The organism is Streptococcus pyogenes (genome assembly GCF_002055535.1).
In the GTDB taxonomy this organism is placed as follows: domain Bacteria; phylum Bacillota; class Bacilli; order Lactobacillales; family Streptococcaceae; genus Streptococcus; species Streptococcus pyogenes.
The window spans coordinates 1,084,510-1,099,658 of sequence record NZ_LN831034.1 but is presented as its reverse complement, the minus strand read 5'-3'; the positions used below and the strand labels follow the sequence as shown (position 1 = coordinate 1,099,658).

The 15,149-nt window shown below is 36.1% G+C and carries 32 protein-coding genes; 25 read left to right on the top strand and 7 right to left on the bottom strand.

Annotated features, from left to right (window positions below; genetic code table 11):
- Positions 1-10 precede the first annotated feature (10 nt).
- From B6D67_RS05940 to B6D67_RS05930, 3 genes are all read right to left on the bottom strand, one after another.
- Positions 11-1,099, bottom strand: a complete 1,089-nt coding sequence (locus tag B6D67_RS05940) for a site-specific integrase (RefSeq protein ID WP_011054595.1) — start codon at positions 1,097-1,099, stop codon at positions 11-13.
- A gap of 120 nt (positions 1,100-1,219) precedes the next feature.
- Positions 1,220-2,113 carry a P63C domain-containing protein gene (locus B6D67_RS05935; protein WP_011285585.1) on the bottom strand — a complete coding sequence of 298 codons (894 nt, stop codon included), beginning with the start codon at positions 2,111-2,113 and terminating at the stop codon, positions 1,220-1,222.
- 35 nt (positions 2,114-2,148) lie between these two features.
- Positions 2,149-2,973, bottom strand: coding sequence for an XRE family transcriptional regulator (locus tag B6D67_RS05930; protein ID WP_011285584.1), 825 nt, complete (start codon positions 2,971-2,973; stop codon positions 2,149-2,151).
- Positions 2,974-3,329: 356 nt separating this feature from the next.
- Between B6D67_RS05930 and B6D67_RS05925 the strand changes: the two genes are divergently transcribed.
- Positions 3,330-3,488: a hypothetical protein gene (locus B6D67_RS05925; protein ID WP_011285583.1), complete on the top strand. Its 159-nt coding sequence runs from the start codon at positions 3,330-3,332 to the stop codon at positions 3,486-3,488.
- Positions 3,489-3,517: 29 nt separating this feature from the next.
- On the opposite strand, the gene B6D67_RS05920 is transcribed toward B6D67_RS05925, so the two are convergent.
- The gene (locus tag B6D67_RS05920; protein ID WP_011284882.1) at positions 3,518-4,117 is read right to left on the bottom strand and encodes a hypothetical protein; all 600 of its coding nucleotides are present in this window, start codon (positions 4,115-4,117) and stop codon (positions 3,518-3,520) included.
- A 53-nt stretch (positions 4,118-4,170) separates the two neighbouring features.
- Here B6D67_RS05920 and B6D67_RS05915 point away from each other — a divergent pair, with 53 nt between their 5' ends.
- On the top strand, positions 4,171-4,380 hold the full coding sequence (locus B6D67_RS05915; RefSeq protein WP_011284881.1) for a hypothetical protein: 210 nt from the start codon (positions 4,171-4,173) through the stop codon (positions 4,378-4,380).
- On the opposite strand, the gene B6D67_RS05910 is transcribed toward B6D67_RS05915, so the two are convergent.
- Positions 4,369-4,755, bottom strand: coding sequence for a hypothetical protein (locus B6D67_RS05910; RefSeq protein ID WP_011054589.1), 387 nt, complete (start codon positions 4,753-4,755; stop codon positions 4,369-4,371). The genes B6D67_RS05915 and B6D67_RS05910 overlap by 12 nt on opposite strands.
- A 73-nt stretch (positions 4,756-4,828) precedes the next feature.
- Here B6D67_RS05910 and B6D67_RS05905 point away from each other — a divergent pair, with 73 nt between their 5' ends.
- A complete protein-coding gene (locus tag B6D67_RS05905; RefSeq protein ID WP_002992770.1) occupies positions 4,829-5,029 on the top strand; it encodes a helix-turn-helix domain-containing protein in 201 nt (66 codons plus the stop codon).
- A 109-nt stretch (positions 5,030-5,138) separates the two neighbouring features.
- On the opposite strand, the gene B6D67_RS05900 is transcribed toward B6D67_RS05905, so the two are convergent.
- Positions 5,139-5,348, bottom strand: coding sequence for a hypothetical protein (locus tag B6D67_RS05900; protein ID WP_011017885.1), 210 nt, complete (start codon positions 5,346-5,348; stop codon positions 5,139-5,141).
- Between the two features lie 130 nt (positions 5,349-5,478).
- The gene (locus B6D67_RS05895; RefSeq protein ID WP_011017884.1) at positions 5,479-5,988 is read right to left on the bottom strand and encodes a hypothetical protein; all 510 of its coding nucleotides are present in this window, start codon (positions 5,986-5,988) and stop codon (positions 5,479-5,481) included.
- Positions 5,989-6,042: 54 nt separating this feature from the next.
- On the opposite strand from B6D67_RS05895, the gene B6D67_RS05890 reads away from it, so the two are divergent.
- The 22 genes from B6D67_RS05890 to B6D67_RS05795 all read left to right on the top strand — a co-directional run bounded on the left by B6D67_RS05890 (position 6,043) and on the right by B6D67_RS05795 (position 15,111).
- Positions 6,043-6,306, top strand: a complete 264-nt coding sequence (locus B6D67_RS05890) for a hypothetical protein (protein ID WP_029714276.1) — start codon at positions 6,043-6,045, stop codon at positions 6,304-6,306.
- A gap of 36 nt (positions 6,307-6,342) precedes the next feature.
- Positions 6,343-6,639 (top strand): MerR family transcriptional regulator, encoded by a 297-nt coding sequence (locus tag B6D67_RS05885; protein ID WP_011054584.1) that lies wholly within the window; start codon positions 6,343-6,345, stop codon positions 6,637-6,639.
- Positions 6,636-6,770, top strand: a complete 135-nt coding sequence (locus B6D67_RS10520; RefSeq protein WP_002995985.1) for a hypothetical protein — start codon at positions 6,636-6,638, stop codon at positions 6,768-6,770. The genes B6D67_RS05885 and B6D67_RS10520 overlap by 4 nt, the downstream gene beginning before the upstream one ends.
- A 15-nt stretch (positions 6,771-6,785) precedes the next feature.
- Positions 6,786-7,100: a helix-turn-helix domain-containing protein gene (locus B6D67_RS05880; protein WP_023610888.1), complete on the top strand. Its 315-nt coding sequence runs from the start codon at positions 6,786-6,788 to the stop codon at positions 7,098-7,100.
- A 13-nt stretch (positions 7,101-7,113) separates the two neighbouring features.
- Positions 7,114-7,944, top strand: a complete 831-nt coding sequence (locus B6D67_RS05875; RefSeq protein ID WP_009881060.1) for a phage replisome organizer N-terminal domain-containing protein — start codon at positions 7,114-7,116, stop codon at positions 7,942-7,944.
- Positions 7,931-8,713 carry an ATP-binding protein gene (locus tag B6D67_RS05870; RefSeq protein WP_011285581.1) on the top strand — a complete coding sequence of 261 codons (783 nt, stop codon included), beginning with the start codon at positions 7,931-7,933 and terminating at the stop codon, positions 8,711-8,713. Before B6D67_RS05875 ends, B6D67_RS05870 begins: the two co-directional genes overlap by 14 nt.
- A 140-nt stretch (positions 8,714-8,853) precedes the next feature.
- Positions 8,854-9,207: a hypothetical protein gene (locus B6D67_RS05865; protein ID WP_011285579.1), complete on the top strand. Its 354-nt coding sequence runs from the start codon at positions 8,854-8,856 to the stop codon at positions 9,205-9,207.
- Complete coding sequence (locus tag B6D67_RS05860) at positions 9,188-9,442, top strand: hypothetical protein (protein WP_011018143.1); 255 nt, start codon at positions 9,188-9,190, stop codon at positions 9,440-9,442. Before B6D67_RS05865 ends, B6D67_RS05860 begins: the two co-directional genes overlap by 20 nt.
- A gap of 21 nt (positions 9,443-9,463) precedes the next feature.
- Positions 9,464-9,946 (top strand): siphovirus Gp157 family protein, encoded by a 483-nt coding sequence (locus B6D67_RS05855; protein ID WP_011018142.1) that lies wholly within the window; start codon positions 9,464-9,466, stop codon positions 9,944-9,946.
- Entirely contained in the window at positions 9,947-10,621 is a 675-nt protein-coding gene (locus tag B6D67_RS05850) for an ERF family protein (protein ID WP_046735269.1), read from the top strand.
- Entirely contained in the window at positions 10,614-11,039 is a 426-nt protein-coding gene (gene ssb, locus B6D67_RS05845) for a single-stranded DNA-binding protein (RefSeq protein ID WP_011285575.1), read from the top strand. Before B6D67_RS05850 ends, ssb begins: the two co-directional genes overlap by 8 nt.
- A gap of 5 nt (positions 11,040-11,044) precedes the next feature.
- Positions 11,045-11,248 (top strand): hypothetical protein, encoded by a 204-nt coding sequence (locus tag B6D67_RS05840; protein ID WP_011106686.1) that lies wholly within the window; start codon positions 11,045-11,047, stop codon positions 11,246-11,248.
- Positions 11,248-11,688 (top strand): RusA family crossover junction endodeoxyribonuclease, encoded by a 441-nt coding sequence (locus B6D67_RS05835; RefSeq protein ID WP_011285574.1) that lies wholly within the window; start codon positions 11,248-11,250, stop codon positions 11,686-11,688. The genes B6D67_RS05840 and B6D67_RS05835 overlap by 1 nt, the downstream gene beginning before the upstream one ends.
- Positions 11,685-12,041, top strand: coding sequence for a hypothetical protein (locus B6D67_RS05830; RefSeq protein ID WP_011284873.1), 357 nt, complete (start codon positions 11,685-11,687; stop codon positions 12,039-12,041). Before B6D67_RS05835 ends, B6D67_RS05830 begins: the two co-directional genes overlap by 4 nt.
- The gene (locus B6D67_RS10545) at positions 12,038-12,283 is read left to right on the top strand and encodes a hypothetical protein (RefSeq protein ID WP_011285573.1); all 246 of its coding nucleotides are present in this window, start codon (positions 12,038-12,040) and stop codon (positions 12,281-12,283) included. Before B6D67_RS05830 ends, B6D67_RS10545 begins: the two co-directional genes overlap by 4 nt.
- Positions 12,283-12,519 (top strand): DUF3310 domain-containing protein, encoded by a 237-nt coding sequence (locus B6D67_RS05820; RefSeq protein ID WP_002995955.1) that lies wholly within the window; start codon positions 12,283-12,285, stop codon positions 12,517-12,519. Before B6D67_RS10545 ends, B6D67_RS05820 begins: the two co-directional genes overlap by 1 nt.
- On the top strand, positions 12,516-12,686 hold the full coding sequence (locus tag B6D67_RS10260; protein WP_002995952.1) for a hypothetical protein: 171 nt from the start codon (positions 12,516-12,518) through the stop codon (positions 12,684-12,686). Before B6D67_RS05820 ends, B6D67_RS10260 begins: the two co-directional genes overlap by 4 nt.
- On the top strand, positions 12,683-12,967 hold the full coding sequence (locus B6D67_RS05815) for a hypothetical protein (protein ID WP_011018134.1): 285 nt from the start codon (positions 12,683-12,685) through the stop codon (positions 12,965-12,967). Before B6D67_RS10260 ends, B6D67_RS05815 begins: the two co-directional genes overlap by 4 nt.
- Before the next feature lies 1 nt (position 12,968).
- On the top strand, positions 12,969-13,601 hold the full coding sequence (locus B6D67_RS05810; protein ID WP_011018133.1) for an N-6 DNA methylase: 633 nt from the start codon (positions 12,969-12,971) through the stop codon (positions 13,599-13,601).
- 2 nt (positions 13,602-13,603) lie between these two features.
- The gene (locus B6D67_RS05805; RefSeq protein ID WP_011285572.1) at positions 13,604-14,128 is read left to right on the top strand and encodes a DUF1642 domain-containing protein; all 525 of its coding nucleotides are present in this window, start codon (positions 13,604-13,606) and stop codon (positions 14,126-14,128) included.
- Positions 14,125-14,391, top strand: a complete 267-nt coding sequence (locus B6D67_RS05800) for a hypothetical protein (protein ID WP_011018131.1) — start codon at positions 14,125-14,127, stop codon at positions 14,389-14,391. Before B6D67_RS05805 ends, B6D67_RS05800 begins: the two co-directional genes overlap by 4 nt.
- Before the next feature lie 285 nt (positions 14,392-14,676).
- Positions 14,677-15,111, top strand: coding sequence for an ArpU family phage packaging/lysis transcriptional regulator (locus B6D67_RS05795; RefSeq protein ID WP_011054810.1), 435 nt, complete (start codon positions 14,677-14,679; stop codon positions 15,109-15,111).
- Positions 15,112-15,149 lie beyond the last annotated feature (38 nt).

Below are 15,149 nucleotides of genomic sequence, written 5' to 3'. Positions count from 1 at the left end.
GAATTAGTTGTCAATCTAGTTGCTTGTTAGTAACAAATTGATTGAATTTAGTTCCAATGTCATCAATTGCCGATTGCGTGATGTGAGTATATACGTTCATAGTTGTCTGTAAATCTCCATGCCCTAATCTATGTTGCACCTGTTTCAAGGATAGACCTGATTCGAAAAGTAAGCTTGCATGAGTGTGCCTGAAACCATGAATTGTGATTTGTGGTAAGTCTGTCCCTTTGATAATTTGCAATAGCCATTTTCGTGGTAAACTTGGCGTCATAATTCCACCTGATTCAGATTGGAACATAAGAGTAGAAGTAGGAAAAGTTTCATGAAGTTCTAGTAAAATTTCCAAAGTTTCATCATCTAAGCTGATTAATCTATCGCTCGATTTTGTCTTCGTAACATCTATTTCTAGTCCAACTTGAGTACGTGTGACAGCTTTATTAATTGATAGAGTATTACCATTCAAATCATCCCAAGTTAGTGCCAGAAGCTCCCCTTTTCGTATTCCAGTAAATGCTAATAATCTAAACAAGGCTATTTTTTCAATGTTGTCAGTTTTTTCAACTAGTTCAAGGAATTGTTTAAGTTGATCAAGTGTATAAAAATTATTATTCATTTTTCTTTTCCTTTTTATTTTTGGAGGTGTAATTGGCAAAGCTGGATTGTTATTGATATATCCGTATCTAACAGCTAGATTTAAGATATTCCTAACAAGCCCAAGAATTTTTCCTCCATATTTTAAATCGTTGCACCATTCTTCAGTAAGCCGCTGGATAAGTAGTGGGTTGATGTCTCCAATCTTCACTTTATCAAGTTTTGGCAAAATATGTTTATTAATATTTCTTTCTGTTTTTAAGTAGGTACTGCACTGAACGGTTTTTTCATATTCCTTTAGCCATTGATCTGTCAATGCTCCAAATGTCATACTTGATTTAGGTTTATCAAGTTCAGCTTGTAAACTAATTAAGGTTTCCCTTGCAGCCTGCTTAGTTTTGAAACCTTCTCGCCTAATATATTTTCTTTTTCCATTAACATAACCGGCATACAAAAGAAATTTATAAGCAGTTTCACCATTTTCCTTTTTATATGATTTAATTTTCATTGCATACCATCTTTCAATTTGATAAAATAGGTACAAGAAAATGACCTTTTTAATGGTTGTTTCTTATACTGTCTTGCCTCACGCTCAGAGTCGCCAAACTTTGAGAGCGTGGGGCTTTTTTTATTTGTCTTCATCAAATTCTAAATCTAATTCAATTATACCGTCTTCTCTAGATGTCATAACATTAAATTTCTCTTTGAAATCTTTCCAGTTAGATGAAATTCTCATAATCCCAAGAACTTTATAAATTTGAGCGTTTAAATCAGGATGTCCTATATCTGGTGTTAAAGTTTGGAAAAATCTAGCTTTATATTGACCTTTCTTTGTTTTTGGAGTTCTTCTTTTTAATTCTTCTAACACTCCATCAGGCAGTCTTTTATAAATCAATTCGTTTGTCCATTTACCAACAACACCTGGACGCCTTTTAATTGATTGAACATCGTAGCTCCACCCGTTCAATCTAAAAATTTCCATATAAAAATCATCTGGAAACATCTTTTGCCATTTTAGCAATTCTTCACTAATATATGCTTTAAATATTTTTTGAAGCTCAAAACGTTCTCTCTCATATTGATAACCAGTAGCTTCATCTACTAAAGCAGTAACACCAACTTTCGCAAGTGAGCGAACTAACATTTCCGCTTTTTGTGCAGTTCTCATCTGAGCTTCTGATTTGATAGCTCCAATTTCTCTAGCTTTTAAATATAAATCTGATACTAGCGGTAAAATGTTAGCATCAAAACCTAATTGAATCCTACCATTTAAATCCCTATATTCAATTTTGTTGATCACACCCCTTAAATCCTTTGATATCAATGGTTGAAGGTTTTTTGCATCCATAAAAGTAGGTATTCCGATCACACGGGTATTGCCTCTACTAGGTCTGTCCAATGCTTTAAAAACACCAGCTTGGGTGATGATTCGCTGACCGTTATTTAAAACTGCTACATCAAGAGTTGTATTATCTAAGACTAATTTACCCTCGTGAGTTGCATGTAAAACTTCATTTTCCATATTTTCTCCTAAACTCATTCACAACCGTAGCTTCGTTAGCTATGATTTCCCGAATAACTTCCAACAACTTCACCAATAATCCTAAAATCACTATCTCTATCTATCGGTATATCTTCATACTTGCTATTTAAACTGTGCAGAAATGCCCCCTCGTCATTTATAAGTAGCTGTTTGATATAAGCGTCACCATAGTATTCAAAGACGCCTATATCGCCATCTGTAAGCTCTACGGATAGCTTAACAAATACATAATCCCCAGAGTGATACTTCGGTTCCATGGAATCACCATAAACAGGGATAACAAAGTCTGCGTCATAATCGACTGGTAACTCAATTTTTTCTACTTGTACATCATTTAGATACTGACCTGTACCAGCTGAAGCTGCGTGGTCGTAGTAGTTGTAAGAAAATAATTCGGCAATAGTATCTTCGTTGTTTTTAATTTCTTTCTGTTGTTCCAATAAAGTCTCAGCTGTATCTAAAACAATTATCTGTCTACTGTGTTCTAGTTGAGAAGAAGTAGAGTTTATTTTTTGTAGAGTAGATGGGATAAGTTCGACTTTTGGGGTGGTGGGAGTGGAGGGATTATCCATATTTAACATATTCTTAGGAGAAATATTAATCTGTATTTCTTGATCGGAATCTAATTTACTCAAAACAAAATCAATATCAACCCCCATCCCTTTTGCTACTTTTAACAAAGTTTCTTCTGTAGGGATAATTGGTTTTTTAGATTTCGGATGCTCGTTTTTTTCAAGCATTGAAATATACCCCTTAGTAAGACCAGATTTTTCAGCAAACCTATCCATTGATAACTTTTTTTCTTCCCTGAAATTTTTTATTATTTCCCCTAATTTCAATGTTAAAAACCTCTTCCTAGAATGATTGTTTAATACATTATACAACACAACAAAAAATAATTCAATATTTTTGTTTAACACGCTTGACAATGAATGTTTAACGTGTTAAACTATAATCAAGCTTAAGGGATTAAGCAAAACGAAAGGAGGTACAGCTGATGAAATCTAGGCTAAACAAAAAGCCTAAACGCAAAGAACTAGAAGTCGAAATCAAGATTCTTTGGTTTAAGCTTAAGATTCACTACTCAATAGAGTGGTGAGGATAATTAGAGGGCTAAGAAGTCCTCTCCCCCTAACGGGGTAAGTTTAGTTTAGCACATTGGCTGTATCTCCGCAAGAATGAAAGGAGAGGTTGCATGAATTGGAAAAAGCTAATGCTTGGCAACTTAGAACACACGTTTACTAGTCATGATGGCAAAGAAAAAACAAGCATCGAATTTGAAGGTGGCTTATTGCCAGCGCTGTTGGTGTTAGGTGGTATCACTTGGTTAGCAGCTTGGTTTATTACAAAATAAAAAGCCCACAAGGGGCGGAAAGGGGGGAGTTAAAATGGCAGTGGTCTTTCAGGTCTTAGGGGTTTGTTATGGGTTTCTAGTGATAAAAATCTGGGACCGATATAGTTTTTCTTGTCCGCCAAAAAGTTCTCTAAAGTGGATTTGGATAAGTTTGGTAAGCTTAGCTTTTGGGATAATATTGTCCCTTCTGTTAGCAATTGTTCAATAATGAGATCAAATAATTCAGATGCTTTTTTGGCAAATGTTTCATAATCATAATCGTATTCGGTGTTACGATAAAAATGTAAAGAGGTTGCAGAATTTAGGGTGTATTCAGAGTATCTCATAGCAACTGATACTGGTAATTTTTCAAAATTTTTTAACAACAAGCCTGTCAGAAAATCTTGTGCATTTGTTGTATATCTAGGGAACGCCACTAGCCAATAATAACTTTTGTTATTGAATGATTGCGAATTCATCCACTTTATTAACGGTACATAGAGGGTTAGGTATATTTCTTTTTCTTCATCAAATTTTAATTTCCTGATTTGACTTCTATAACCAAGCCAATTGCTTATAAAAATAGAAGAAACAGAGACTATTGCTGAAATTAACGGAATTAAAAAATTGGTATTTTTCAATAAATCCATGATTTTCTCCAATCATTTTATTTAAATTATACCACAGAAAGGGGGTGGAATAGATGCGCCCCAAAAAATATCCGTATAGCCAAAAAAATTATCCAGCGCCGAAGCTTCATAACGTCATTGAAACCGATAATCAGTTCTTAATAGATGATAAAAGGATTCATTATGTTATTGAAGATTCTGTAAAGACAAAAACCCTTGGCGATGGCTATGTTGAAGTAACACTTTCCATAATTGCCAAGAGTTTTACAAAATCACAAGGTTAGTTTGGCGATAGTCCTTGTGATAGAAGTTGGTGTAAGAGGGATACCTTCTTCTTTAAGGACATTCTTTAAACGGCTCGAAAAATTATTATCTTTAAGACTTTGAAGATATAAGTAACCAGTTGTTGTTACGCCATCGAAAAAATAGAAAGTAATATCTTTTGTTGGGCGACGTTTTCCTTTTATCAAGCAATCATCAAGTAAATTATCAATTACTTCTAAAGTGCCTGATATTACAATGTTTTTATCTAAGTCTTTAGAGAATTTTACAAATTCACTGTTAAGACTTAGATTATCAAATAAGCTATAAGCGTCGTCTGGTTTGGTTTCCACGAAGGTTTCCAAGACAATTATATAAAGTTTGAAATAGTCAAACATCACATTCACCTCCTTTCTGCCCATATTATAGCAGATTGGAGGAACTAAAAACAGATAGAAAGGAGGTGGGGGAATGACGAGGTTTGCAATTCAAAGATTGCGTGAAGAAAAGAAAATGTCTCAAGAAGAGCTAGCCAATAAATCTGGAGTTTCACGAACTACTATATCTCTTATTGAAACCGATAAATCTACTACGGTTAAGCTAAGCACTCTTCAAAAATTGGCAGTCGCTTTAGACGTACCTATTGGATATTTTTTTAAACATAATGTTTAACGTGTTAAACAAAACTGGAAAGGACACTATGCAAGCAAATCGAATTTTTTACGGAAAAGAAAAACCAACAAACGCAGTAGCGGGCGATTGCTGGTTTAGAAATAACGAATTAATGATACTCAAGAACAATTGGGAAGCTAGCGTAAACGTCAACGGTTTCGTTGTGAATAACGCTTAACAATTCGTTACCATCGGCGAAAATCATTTTCGTAACTTCAGCACCTTTGATAGGGATGACTTCTCTTCCTTCTGCTGAAGGCGTGTTGTACGATACTTTTTCGCCTAACTTAAATTGGACATGAAAATAATTAGGACCCATGCTTTTTTCCTCCTTTCGTAATGATAGCTTTATTATAGCACGCAGGAGGAACAAAACTAATAAAAGGAGAAAAGAAAAAATGCTACTAACGGCAGCACTTATCTTAATTTTATTAACGAATATCGCTATCTTAACTATTATTGTCAAAATGGGGAAAGAATAACTGATATTTTCGGAATTGATGAATACGCTTATCAGTTGTGATTTTGATTTTAACTGGCTTTTCATCTAAATAGTAAGAGAAATTTTCTCGACTAGATGGATATACTTCAGTATCTGACTTAAATGGCGATGACTCCCATTGGTAATCTAATGGCATATAATAATTCGGCATTGACAATCCATAATAATCATCAGCTTCATTCTGCATGTCAGCTTCGTATTTTTGAAAGGGATTGAAGCCATTATCGCTTATTAGTTTTCCATCTTTGTTGTAAAGTTCAATTTTTTTAATAATGACTGAAACATTCGATAAGTTACTGATACTAAAATCATACATCCAATCGTAACCTTTATCTACTCTTGAAATGTAACAATCAGATAATTTTATCTTAACCATGTTGTAGTAGATAGAGTGAACAAGAGCAATCACAGCAACAATTAGCGCAATGACGCCGATAATTGTATTAAATAATTCCATTTTTATTCTTCCAATCGTTTTTATTTTAATTATACCAAAATAGAAAGGACACATATGAACGAAATAGAAAACAAACTAGAAGAACTTGAAGAAATGGTAATAAACATGGATGAAGTAGATGTAGTGATTCCATGGAAGATAGCAAAAAACCTGCTACAAAGAGCAGGTTACTTATCAGAAGAGGAACATCGCCTACTAAGTTGGAGGCTCGGAAAATCAAAATATGCAGGCAAACGTTCCGAAAAAGTCCGCAATTTGCTAGAGGGACTTAGGAATAGTGGAAGTTCCGACGGCAATCGGACTCAAAACAAATTTTAATTTACTTAATTATAACATAAGAGAGAGGGAAAAACTATGGCCATTGAAATATTTGGACCTGAGTTTAGAAAAAACCTGCTTGAAGATTTAATCGCTCTAAATATGGAAGCGATGAAAATAGCGCAGACCAAAAACGCCAAGTCTATTGAATGGATAACCATGAAGCGGCTAGAAAAAGAAACAGGATGGGGGAGAACCAAATTGACCCAGTGGAGAGAACAAGGGAAATTTAACTTTAAAAGGTCATCAGAAAACGGGAAAGTACTATATGACCTAGCAGATGTCAATAGATTTTTACGAACCAGTGGATATGAAAAAGGAGAAACAACATGAAACTATTAGATTTTATTTTTGCAAAACCAAAAAAACAGGAAAAATCAAAATGGACGATTGAAAACAATGGCTGGGAAGCTAATGCACGTAGATATAACCAAAAGCACGGTTTACCTGCTAAACAAATTTAGTAGGAGACGGATAACATGAATAGAATAAAAGAGTTACGCAAAGAAAAAGGCTTGACTCAGCAAGATCTTGCAGAAGAAATATACGTGCATTATAGAACGATCCAACGCTGGGAAAATGAACACAAAATTGCGCTTGATCAAGCGCAATTACTAGCAGATCATTTTGATGTATCGGTCGCTTACCTGCTCGGATATAGCGATACTACAAAAGATAACAAAGATTTTATCACAATATCTGTCAAAGAGTACAATGAGCTTAAAAACCGATCAGATGTTTTAGATGGAATTATTGAGACGTTAAAAGATAAGAAATGTGAAAGCTATTTTTGAAGAAGGGAGATAAATGGCAGATAACAAAAAGTATTATTACTTAAAATTAAAGGAAAATTTCTTTGAAAGTGATGAAGCAATCATTTTAGAAAGTATGCCTGACGGCTATATCTATAGCAATATTTTGCTCAAGTTATATCTAAGAAGTTTAAAAAATGATGGCTTATTAATGTTTAACAATCTTATTCCTTACAACGCACAAATGCTTGCCACAATTACAAGGCATCAGATTGGCACTGTCGAAAAGGCTATTCAAATTTTTAGAGACCTACAGTTAATCGAAATTCTCGATAACGGTGCGATATATATGACAAATATTCAAAATTTTGTTGGTAAATCAAGCACAGATGCTGACAGAAAAAGAATTGAATATGCAAAGGCTAAACAACTTGGACAAATCTCCATGAAATGTGCGGAGAAATCTCCACCAGAGATAGAGATAGAGTTAGATAAAGAGAGAGAGTTAGATAAAAAGATAGATATAAATATAGATAAAGAGTTAGAAGTAGAAGAAGAGATAAAAGATTCATCTTCTGCTGCTAATGTAAATAACTTAAAAATTATATCTGATTATTTTCAACAAGAAATTGGCATCTTATCTCCGAATCAGTTTGAACAGTTGTCAGACTATATCACCATCACAAAAATGGAAGTGGATGTTGTTAAGGAAGCGATAACGAGAGCTGCTGACAATTCTAAACGTTCTTTTGGATACGTTAACTCTATATTGCGAAATTGGAGACAAAACGGAATCCTTACGATGGTTAAAGTTGAAGAAGAACAAAGGCAATTCCAATCTAGAAAATCTAAACAAGAAGAGGTATCGGAATATGATACTTGGTGACGAAGACGCACTTGCTAAAATCGCTATATCTTATCAACAAAACACCAAGAAAGAAGATGCTGTCTGTGAAAAACATGGTTGTAGATACATCACAGTCCTCAAGACTGGTTTGACAGTATGTCCAGATTGTCACAGAGAAGAATTAGACAATCAAAACGCTTTGCACGTCCAAAAGCAATATGAGAGAGAGCTTGAAAACAAGCGACTGTACTATCTCAAAAAATTATCAATTATGGACGACGAGTTGGAAAATGCATCATTTGACAATTTTAGGGCTGATACGGCTAAACACAAAGAGATGCTTTATTGGGCAAAGACAATGGCTAACGATTGGTTTAGTGGTGGTAAGGGAAACATCATCATGACTGGCAAAGCAGGACGAGGCAAAAGTCATTTAGCTTATAGCATCATTAGGGGATTGTCTGATAAAACGAAAAAATTAGGCTTGCTTGTAAATGTCACTGACTTACTGTCAGAGATAAAGCGAGACTTTAGCAAGGAAGCATTTTGGATGGATAAGCTAAAAGATGTCGATTATCTGGTGCTAGATGATCTAGGTGCCGAAAAAGTTAGTGACTGGTCCACAAGCATTATTTACAGCTTGCTTAACAAGCGCACAAACACAATCATTACTACCAATCTGACACCTGCCGAAATTAGAAAAATTTATGGAGAGAGAATTGCATCCCGTATCAGAAAAGGCTGCGACAAAAGTCATATCATGGAATTTGATGGCATGGAGGACGAAAGGATGAAGCTATGGAATTGACACTAACAACATTTTTCGGGCTATCCGAGGAACATGCGGCAAAAATCATGGCGCTAGATGAAGATGTCCGAACAAAGAAAATTGAAGAATTGAGAGCATGGAGAGAGTGCTCAAAAGTCACGTTTTAGGAGAGATTTAATATGGTAATGCCACTAGATGAGTTAGAAAAAAGAATATTTTGTTATTTGCCGATAGGAAGTAACATGATGGTTAATTCAAAGGAAATTTGTCGAACATTTGACATCAAAGACCCGAAAACCTTGAGAGACATTATCCACGGAATGGTAATGAAAGGCTATTTGATAGGTTCTAGCCGTCGAAAAGGCGGAGGGTACTATCTAATTGACAACGATGATGAGCGTGCAGAAGCTATCAGCTCACTTGAAAGTCAAGTTAGAAAAGAACAAAAGCGGATAAACATTTTAAAAAACGGAAACTTGAACGAATTCGTAGAAATAGCTAACGAGGTGCGAAATGGTTGGAATCAGAATTAACGGTGAGCTCGTAACCTTTGATAGCAATTTTAGAGATGCGCTTATCTTTACGATTGACTGTCTTAGAGGCAGCGAAGAACCTACGCTAAAACAGACTTATCAAACCTTTAAAGACTACACAGACGAAGACTTGATGGACTACATCGAGACGGAATTTGATGTATGGCCAGAGCTAATCGTTAATCGCAAGATTGACAGCAAGTGGTCCACTAAACAACACATTTTGGATGATTAAAATACAGAAAGAGGAAATAACATGGCTTATTTATATGAACTTGAGGGAATCGCCGCTTATCTGGAAAGTTTAGATTTAGACGACGAAACCTTTCAAAATACGCTTGACAGCATTGATTTTCAATCAGACTTAGAAAATACCATTGAGTATTTTGTCAAAATGTTAAAAAATGCTCAAGCTGACGTCGAAATGTATAAAGCCGAAAAAGAAGCTTTTTACAAAAAGCAAAAGCAAGCAGAAGCAAAAGTGGAAAAATACAAAGAGACAATCAGGCGTGCAATGGAATTGAGCCAAAAGAAAAAAGTTGACGCTGGAATGTTTAAGGTGTCTTTGCGAAAAAGCAAAAAAGTAGAGATTTTGGACGAAACAAAAATTCCTCTTGATTACATGCAAGAAAAAATTGAATACAAACCAATGAAATCTGAGATCTCGAAAGCTTTGAAATCTGGAATTGATATATCTGGAGTTGAACTAATCGAAACAGAAAGTTTGCAGGTAAAGTAAATGAGGAAATCAGAAAGTATAATAGAATATGCTAAAGCCTTTTGTAAAGCTCAGCTAGAGGTAAAACAACCGCTAAAAGATAAAGACAACCCCTTTTTCAAAAGCAAATACGTGCCTCTAGAAAACGTGACGGAAGCGATTACAAAAGCCTTTGCTAATAACGGGATATCTTTTTCGCAGGATCCAACAACAAACGCAGAAAACGGTTATATCGATGTCGCAACGCTAGTCATGCACACGAGTGGCGAATGGGTGGAATACGGACCTTTAAGTGTTAAACCAACAAAAAATGATGTACAAGGCGCTGGTTCGGCTATCACTTACGCAAAACGCTACGCACTATCAGCAATTTTTGGGATAACAAGCGATCAAGATGATGACGGCAATGAAGCTAGCAAACCCAACAAAACAAATCAATCGCAAAAACCAACAAATAAAACGTCAAAAGGGGCAAGCTTCCAAACCCCGAAAATCAGCAATATCCAAGTAGAGACTTATAAATCTGATTTAAGCGATATTGCAAAAGCCACAAATCAAAATGTCAAAGAGCTAACAAAATGGCTAACAGATACCTTAAAAGTTAAATCACTGGAAGATTTACGCACAGAACAGATTGTATCGACTGATGATTTGATTAATAAATTAAAAAAGAGAGCAGGGCAAAAAAATGATTAACAACATTGTGCTAGTTGGTCGCATGACCAAGGACGCAGAGCTTCGCTATACAGCGAGTCAAGTAGCTGTAGCTACGTTCACACTTGCGGTAAACCGCAGATTTAAAGAGCAAAACGGGGAGAGAGAAGCAGATTTCATTAACTGTGTTATCTGGCGACAGTCTGCTGAAAATTTAGCCAACTGGGCTAAAAAAGGTGCTTTGATCGGAGTTACGGGTCGTATTCAGACACGTAACTACGAAAACCAACAAGAACAACGTGTCTATGTGACGGAAGTTGTTGCAGAGAGTTTCCAAATGTTGGAAAGTCGAAATAGCCAGCAACAATCTGGTCAAGATAACTCTTCGCAAAACGATAACAGTCAACCGTTTGGCAATTCAAACCCAATGGATATTTCAGACGATGATCTGCCGTTTTAAATGATATGGCTAACAGATATAGACAAAGGATATATGCGGTCTACGACGGAGACTCTTTTGTAGATGTTGGCACAAAGCATGAGCTAGCAGAAAGACTTGGTGTTACCGCTGACACAATAGTTTTTATAGCGTCGCCAGCTCATAAAAAGAGGAGACCAGATGGCAGACACGCAGAGTTTATAGGATACGAAGACGAATTGGAGGAGTAGTGGTTAAGTTTATAATACCGATTGAGCCAAAACCGCAAAAACGTCCACGCTTTAGCAGATGGAGTGGAGCTTACGAGGATGGAGATATGATGGCATGGCGGAAGCAGGTCACAGACTATGTTAAAAACAATTACGAAGGGCCTTATTTTGACGACGGTTTAAAAGTTGATGTTACTTTTTATCTAAAAGCACCAGAATTGGTGTCTAAAAAGCCGTCAGAGCGTGCCAAAGATAAGACTAAACAAAAGTATCAGGATTATATAAATGAGCTCTTATATGTGCCAAAGAAGCCCGATTTGGACAACCTTGAAAAAGCAGTATATGACAGCATATCAAAATCAGAGGTTGTGTGGACAGATGACAACATCATTGTCGAGCACACTACACGTAAGCTGTATAGCCCAAATCCCAGAATCGAGGTAAAAATAAACGAATTATGACACTAGTAGATGATTTTTACAAACAAATGGAGCCGTCAATTAAAGCGTTTTTAGACGATAACATTACCATCGCAGACAAAGAAGAAGCTGACAGAGTCTATAGATCTGTCAAATACTATAAAAAACTAAACAGATTGCCGCCACCTGATGTATTGGAGTGGTTCCAACGAATTTACACGACAAAGGAAATGATAATGTTAATCAAGCAGTCTTACCGCCTTAAACAAAAAAAGACAGATGAGGATGACAAGATTTACGAAAAGTGGATGTTTAAAAACTACGGTGACGTTAAGCTCGTTAAAAAAATCAAACGCACGGACGCACTAGAAAGAGCTCGGAGAATGGGTCTATGAAAAGACACAGACAGTGGCATAACGATATTAAATATACACCTAGATCTTACGATAATCTGTTGCCTTACGATATATCAGAGCTGTTAATAGCTCACAGATGCAAAATAAAGATGTCTGATGACGTTTTAGCAGATAAGATAGGCATTTATACTTGGCAATTAAAAGCGCTCTTAGAACGCAGAATATTGCCAAATGAGAGCGTGTGTAAAACGATAGTAAATTATTTGAGAGAGGTGGAGTGATGATAGAAGAATTAGTACATAAACCAAAGCATTATAATCACGGAGAAATTGATTTGATTGAGTCGTGGTATAAGACGTACCCATGGGACCAGTTTGTCGCAATCATGGAAAGTCACATTGATAAATACATTAAACGACATAGATACAAAGGCAATGCGACTCAGGATTTAGAAAAAGCACTCGAATATACAAAGCGTCTCATTGAATATTGGTTAATCGAAAGCGTGGAAGAATGAAGAGATATATTGAAGTTAAGGACGAATGGAAAAGTGCAACAGACCACCTGAACGATTTTATCGACAAAAACAAGTACGCAAAAGTGACAGTTGTTGGTTATCAAGTCGTACAACTTTCTCCTTACGGAAGAGATTTGACTTATATTTTGGCAGAGGTGGAAGAATGACGATAGATGAAGCGTTGCAAAATTTACGTGATAACTTTAATAAAATAATGAATGTCCTAAAAAACGATTGGAAAGCACTATTGTTTCTTGCAATCGCAATATTTGGGATGATGGTAACCGTGTCGTATTTTAGCTATCGCGACGCACGACAATATTACGAGTCGCAAATCACAGGACTACGTACACAGCTAAGCAGGACACAAAAGCAGCTTAAACGTGCTAGCGAAGATAGAGCTAGACAGACAAAGCGAATTGCGGAACTTACGCACAACGGAGGGTAACATGATTAAGATCGATGAGATACATCGCATACTAGGCATCGACGAAGTTTATAAAGCACCCAAACGACTTACGGACATACTCTTTGATAAAGATAGTCGTGAGGATATATTTAGACAGTTTTTGAAATATGAAACAGATGTATCTTACGACTGGTTTATGCAATATTTTGAGGAAGAACAAGCTGACCGCAAAAATAAAAAGCAAGACTTTACGCCTAAATCGGTTAGTACACTATTATCTAAAATAATAAGTGGTAATCAATACTACGAGGTAGCAGTCGGGACGGGTGGGATACTTATCCAAGCATGGCAAGAACAACGATTAAATGACAGTCCATTTACTTATCGTCCGAGTAAATACTGGTATCACGTAGAAGAGTTATCGGACAAAGCAGTACCGTTTCTACTCTTTAATATGTCTATAAGAGGGATAAATGGTGTGGTGGTGCATGGTGACTCTTTAACAAGACAAGTTAAAAACATTTATTTTTTGCAAAATACAAAAGACGACATGCTGAGTTTTAGTGATATTAACGTTATGCCAAGAACTCAAGATATTGAGCGAGAATTTAATGTCAAAGAGTGGATTGGTGATGCGATAGTGCATGTAGAGAGTAAGTTAAATGCGAGGTAAAAATGAACATTGAAGAAGCGAAAAGAGCGATAAGAGAACTAGAGGCGTTTAATTATTTCGATTTTAAAGGTAATTTAATTAAACGAATTGATGTATTAGGTATCATCGACCAACTCGGCCAACCAAAAGTGGTAGTGCCGAAGCCGGTATTTGAAATGATTAAGTTTAGAAAAGAACACGACCAGGATTTAACAACAACTTTTGTTAATATACATGCTTATCCAGACAATGTTTTCCATTGGGTGGCAAATAACGGTGATTTATTTGCCCAAGCATGGCTAGCTTATCCAAATATCACCATCGAAAAAGAGAAGCTATATACAGTGGAGATACCAAATCCGAACAGGGAAGGCAGAGGTCATGCCAAGTTTGTGCTTGAAAGACAAGGTAATAAAGTTTTTTTGGTAAAACGAAAATCAAAGGATTGCTACTACAATAAAAACAGCAATCACCTCACTGAATCCGAAATTCGTAAAGATTTCGACTGGGCATGGCGAGAAGGATTTGCGGAGGAGGTGACGGAATGAAAGAAAAAACAATTTTTATATCAAAAAAATATGCAAATGACTTTAACAATGACAAATATAATTTGTCCTCTGGCTATTATTTTAAAAATGGTGAACAACATGATATTGCTATTGTTAAATATGGCGAACAAGATTATTTAAAAAATACTGATTTAGCATATGTTGTATGCGATAAAATCGTTGATGGAGAATCTATAGGCTTCGTTTATCACGGCGAATATGAAACTTGGCGTTTTAAACTATTAAACACGGAAGCAAATTAAATTCCCGCGCAAGCGCTCAAGAGCCTGCGATGGCTCTGTGGGGGTGGACCGAAATTAAAAAATAGAAACGAGAACCTCCTTACACCAAAACAAATCTAAAGCGGGTTATCGGTCATCCGTGATTATCCAAGGCGTCGCTAATGCTTTAACACGACATCGTGCGCCTGTGTCAAAAAACAAAGGAAAGAGAGGACTTTTCTCCACAAAACAAAAAGACGTCCATACGGAACGCCCCCTTGGTTAAATTTAAGCTTAAATAAATTATACCACATTGGGGGGGCTTTCATGACGTTTTTTCCAGAGATTGATATCCAAAAAACAAAATCTAATGCCAAGCGTAAATTGAGAGAGTATCCACGTTGGCGAAGGATAGCTAATGATGTAGATACTCAAAAAGTGACAGCCACTTATTCCTTTGAGCCAAGACAACCGTATGGAACGCCAAGCAAGCCTGTTGAGAGACTAGCGCTCAACCGTGTGTCAGCAGAACAAGAGCTGGATGCGATTGAGCAAGCCGTCAGTATGATACTAGAGCCAGAGAGACGCAGGATTTTGTATGACAAATACTTAGCGCCTTATAAAAAGGCAGATAAGGTTATTTATACAGAATTGTGTATGTCAGAGAGCTTTTACTATGATACACTTGACATTGCTTTGTTAGCTTTTGCAGAGCTGTACAGAGAGGGTGTGTTGCTTGCTGAGAAAGGAGTTTTTAGCTAGTTTTTATACAGTAATAAGATAGTTTATACATATTTTTA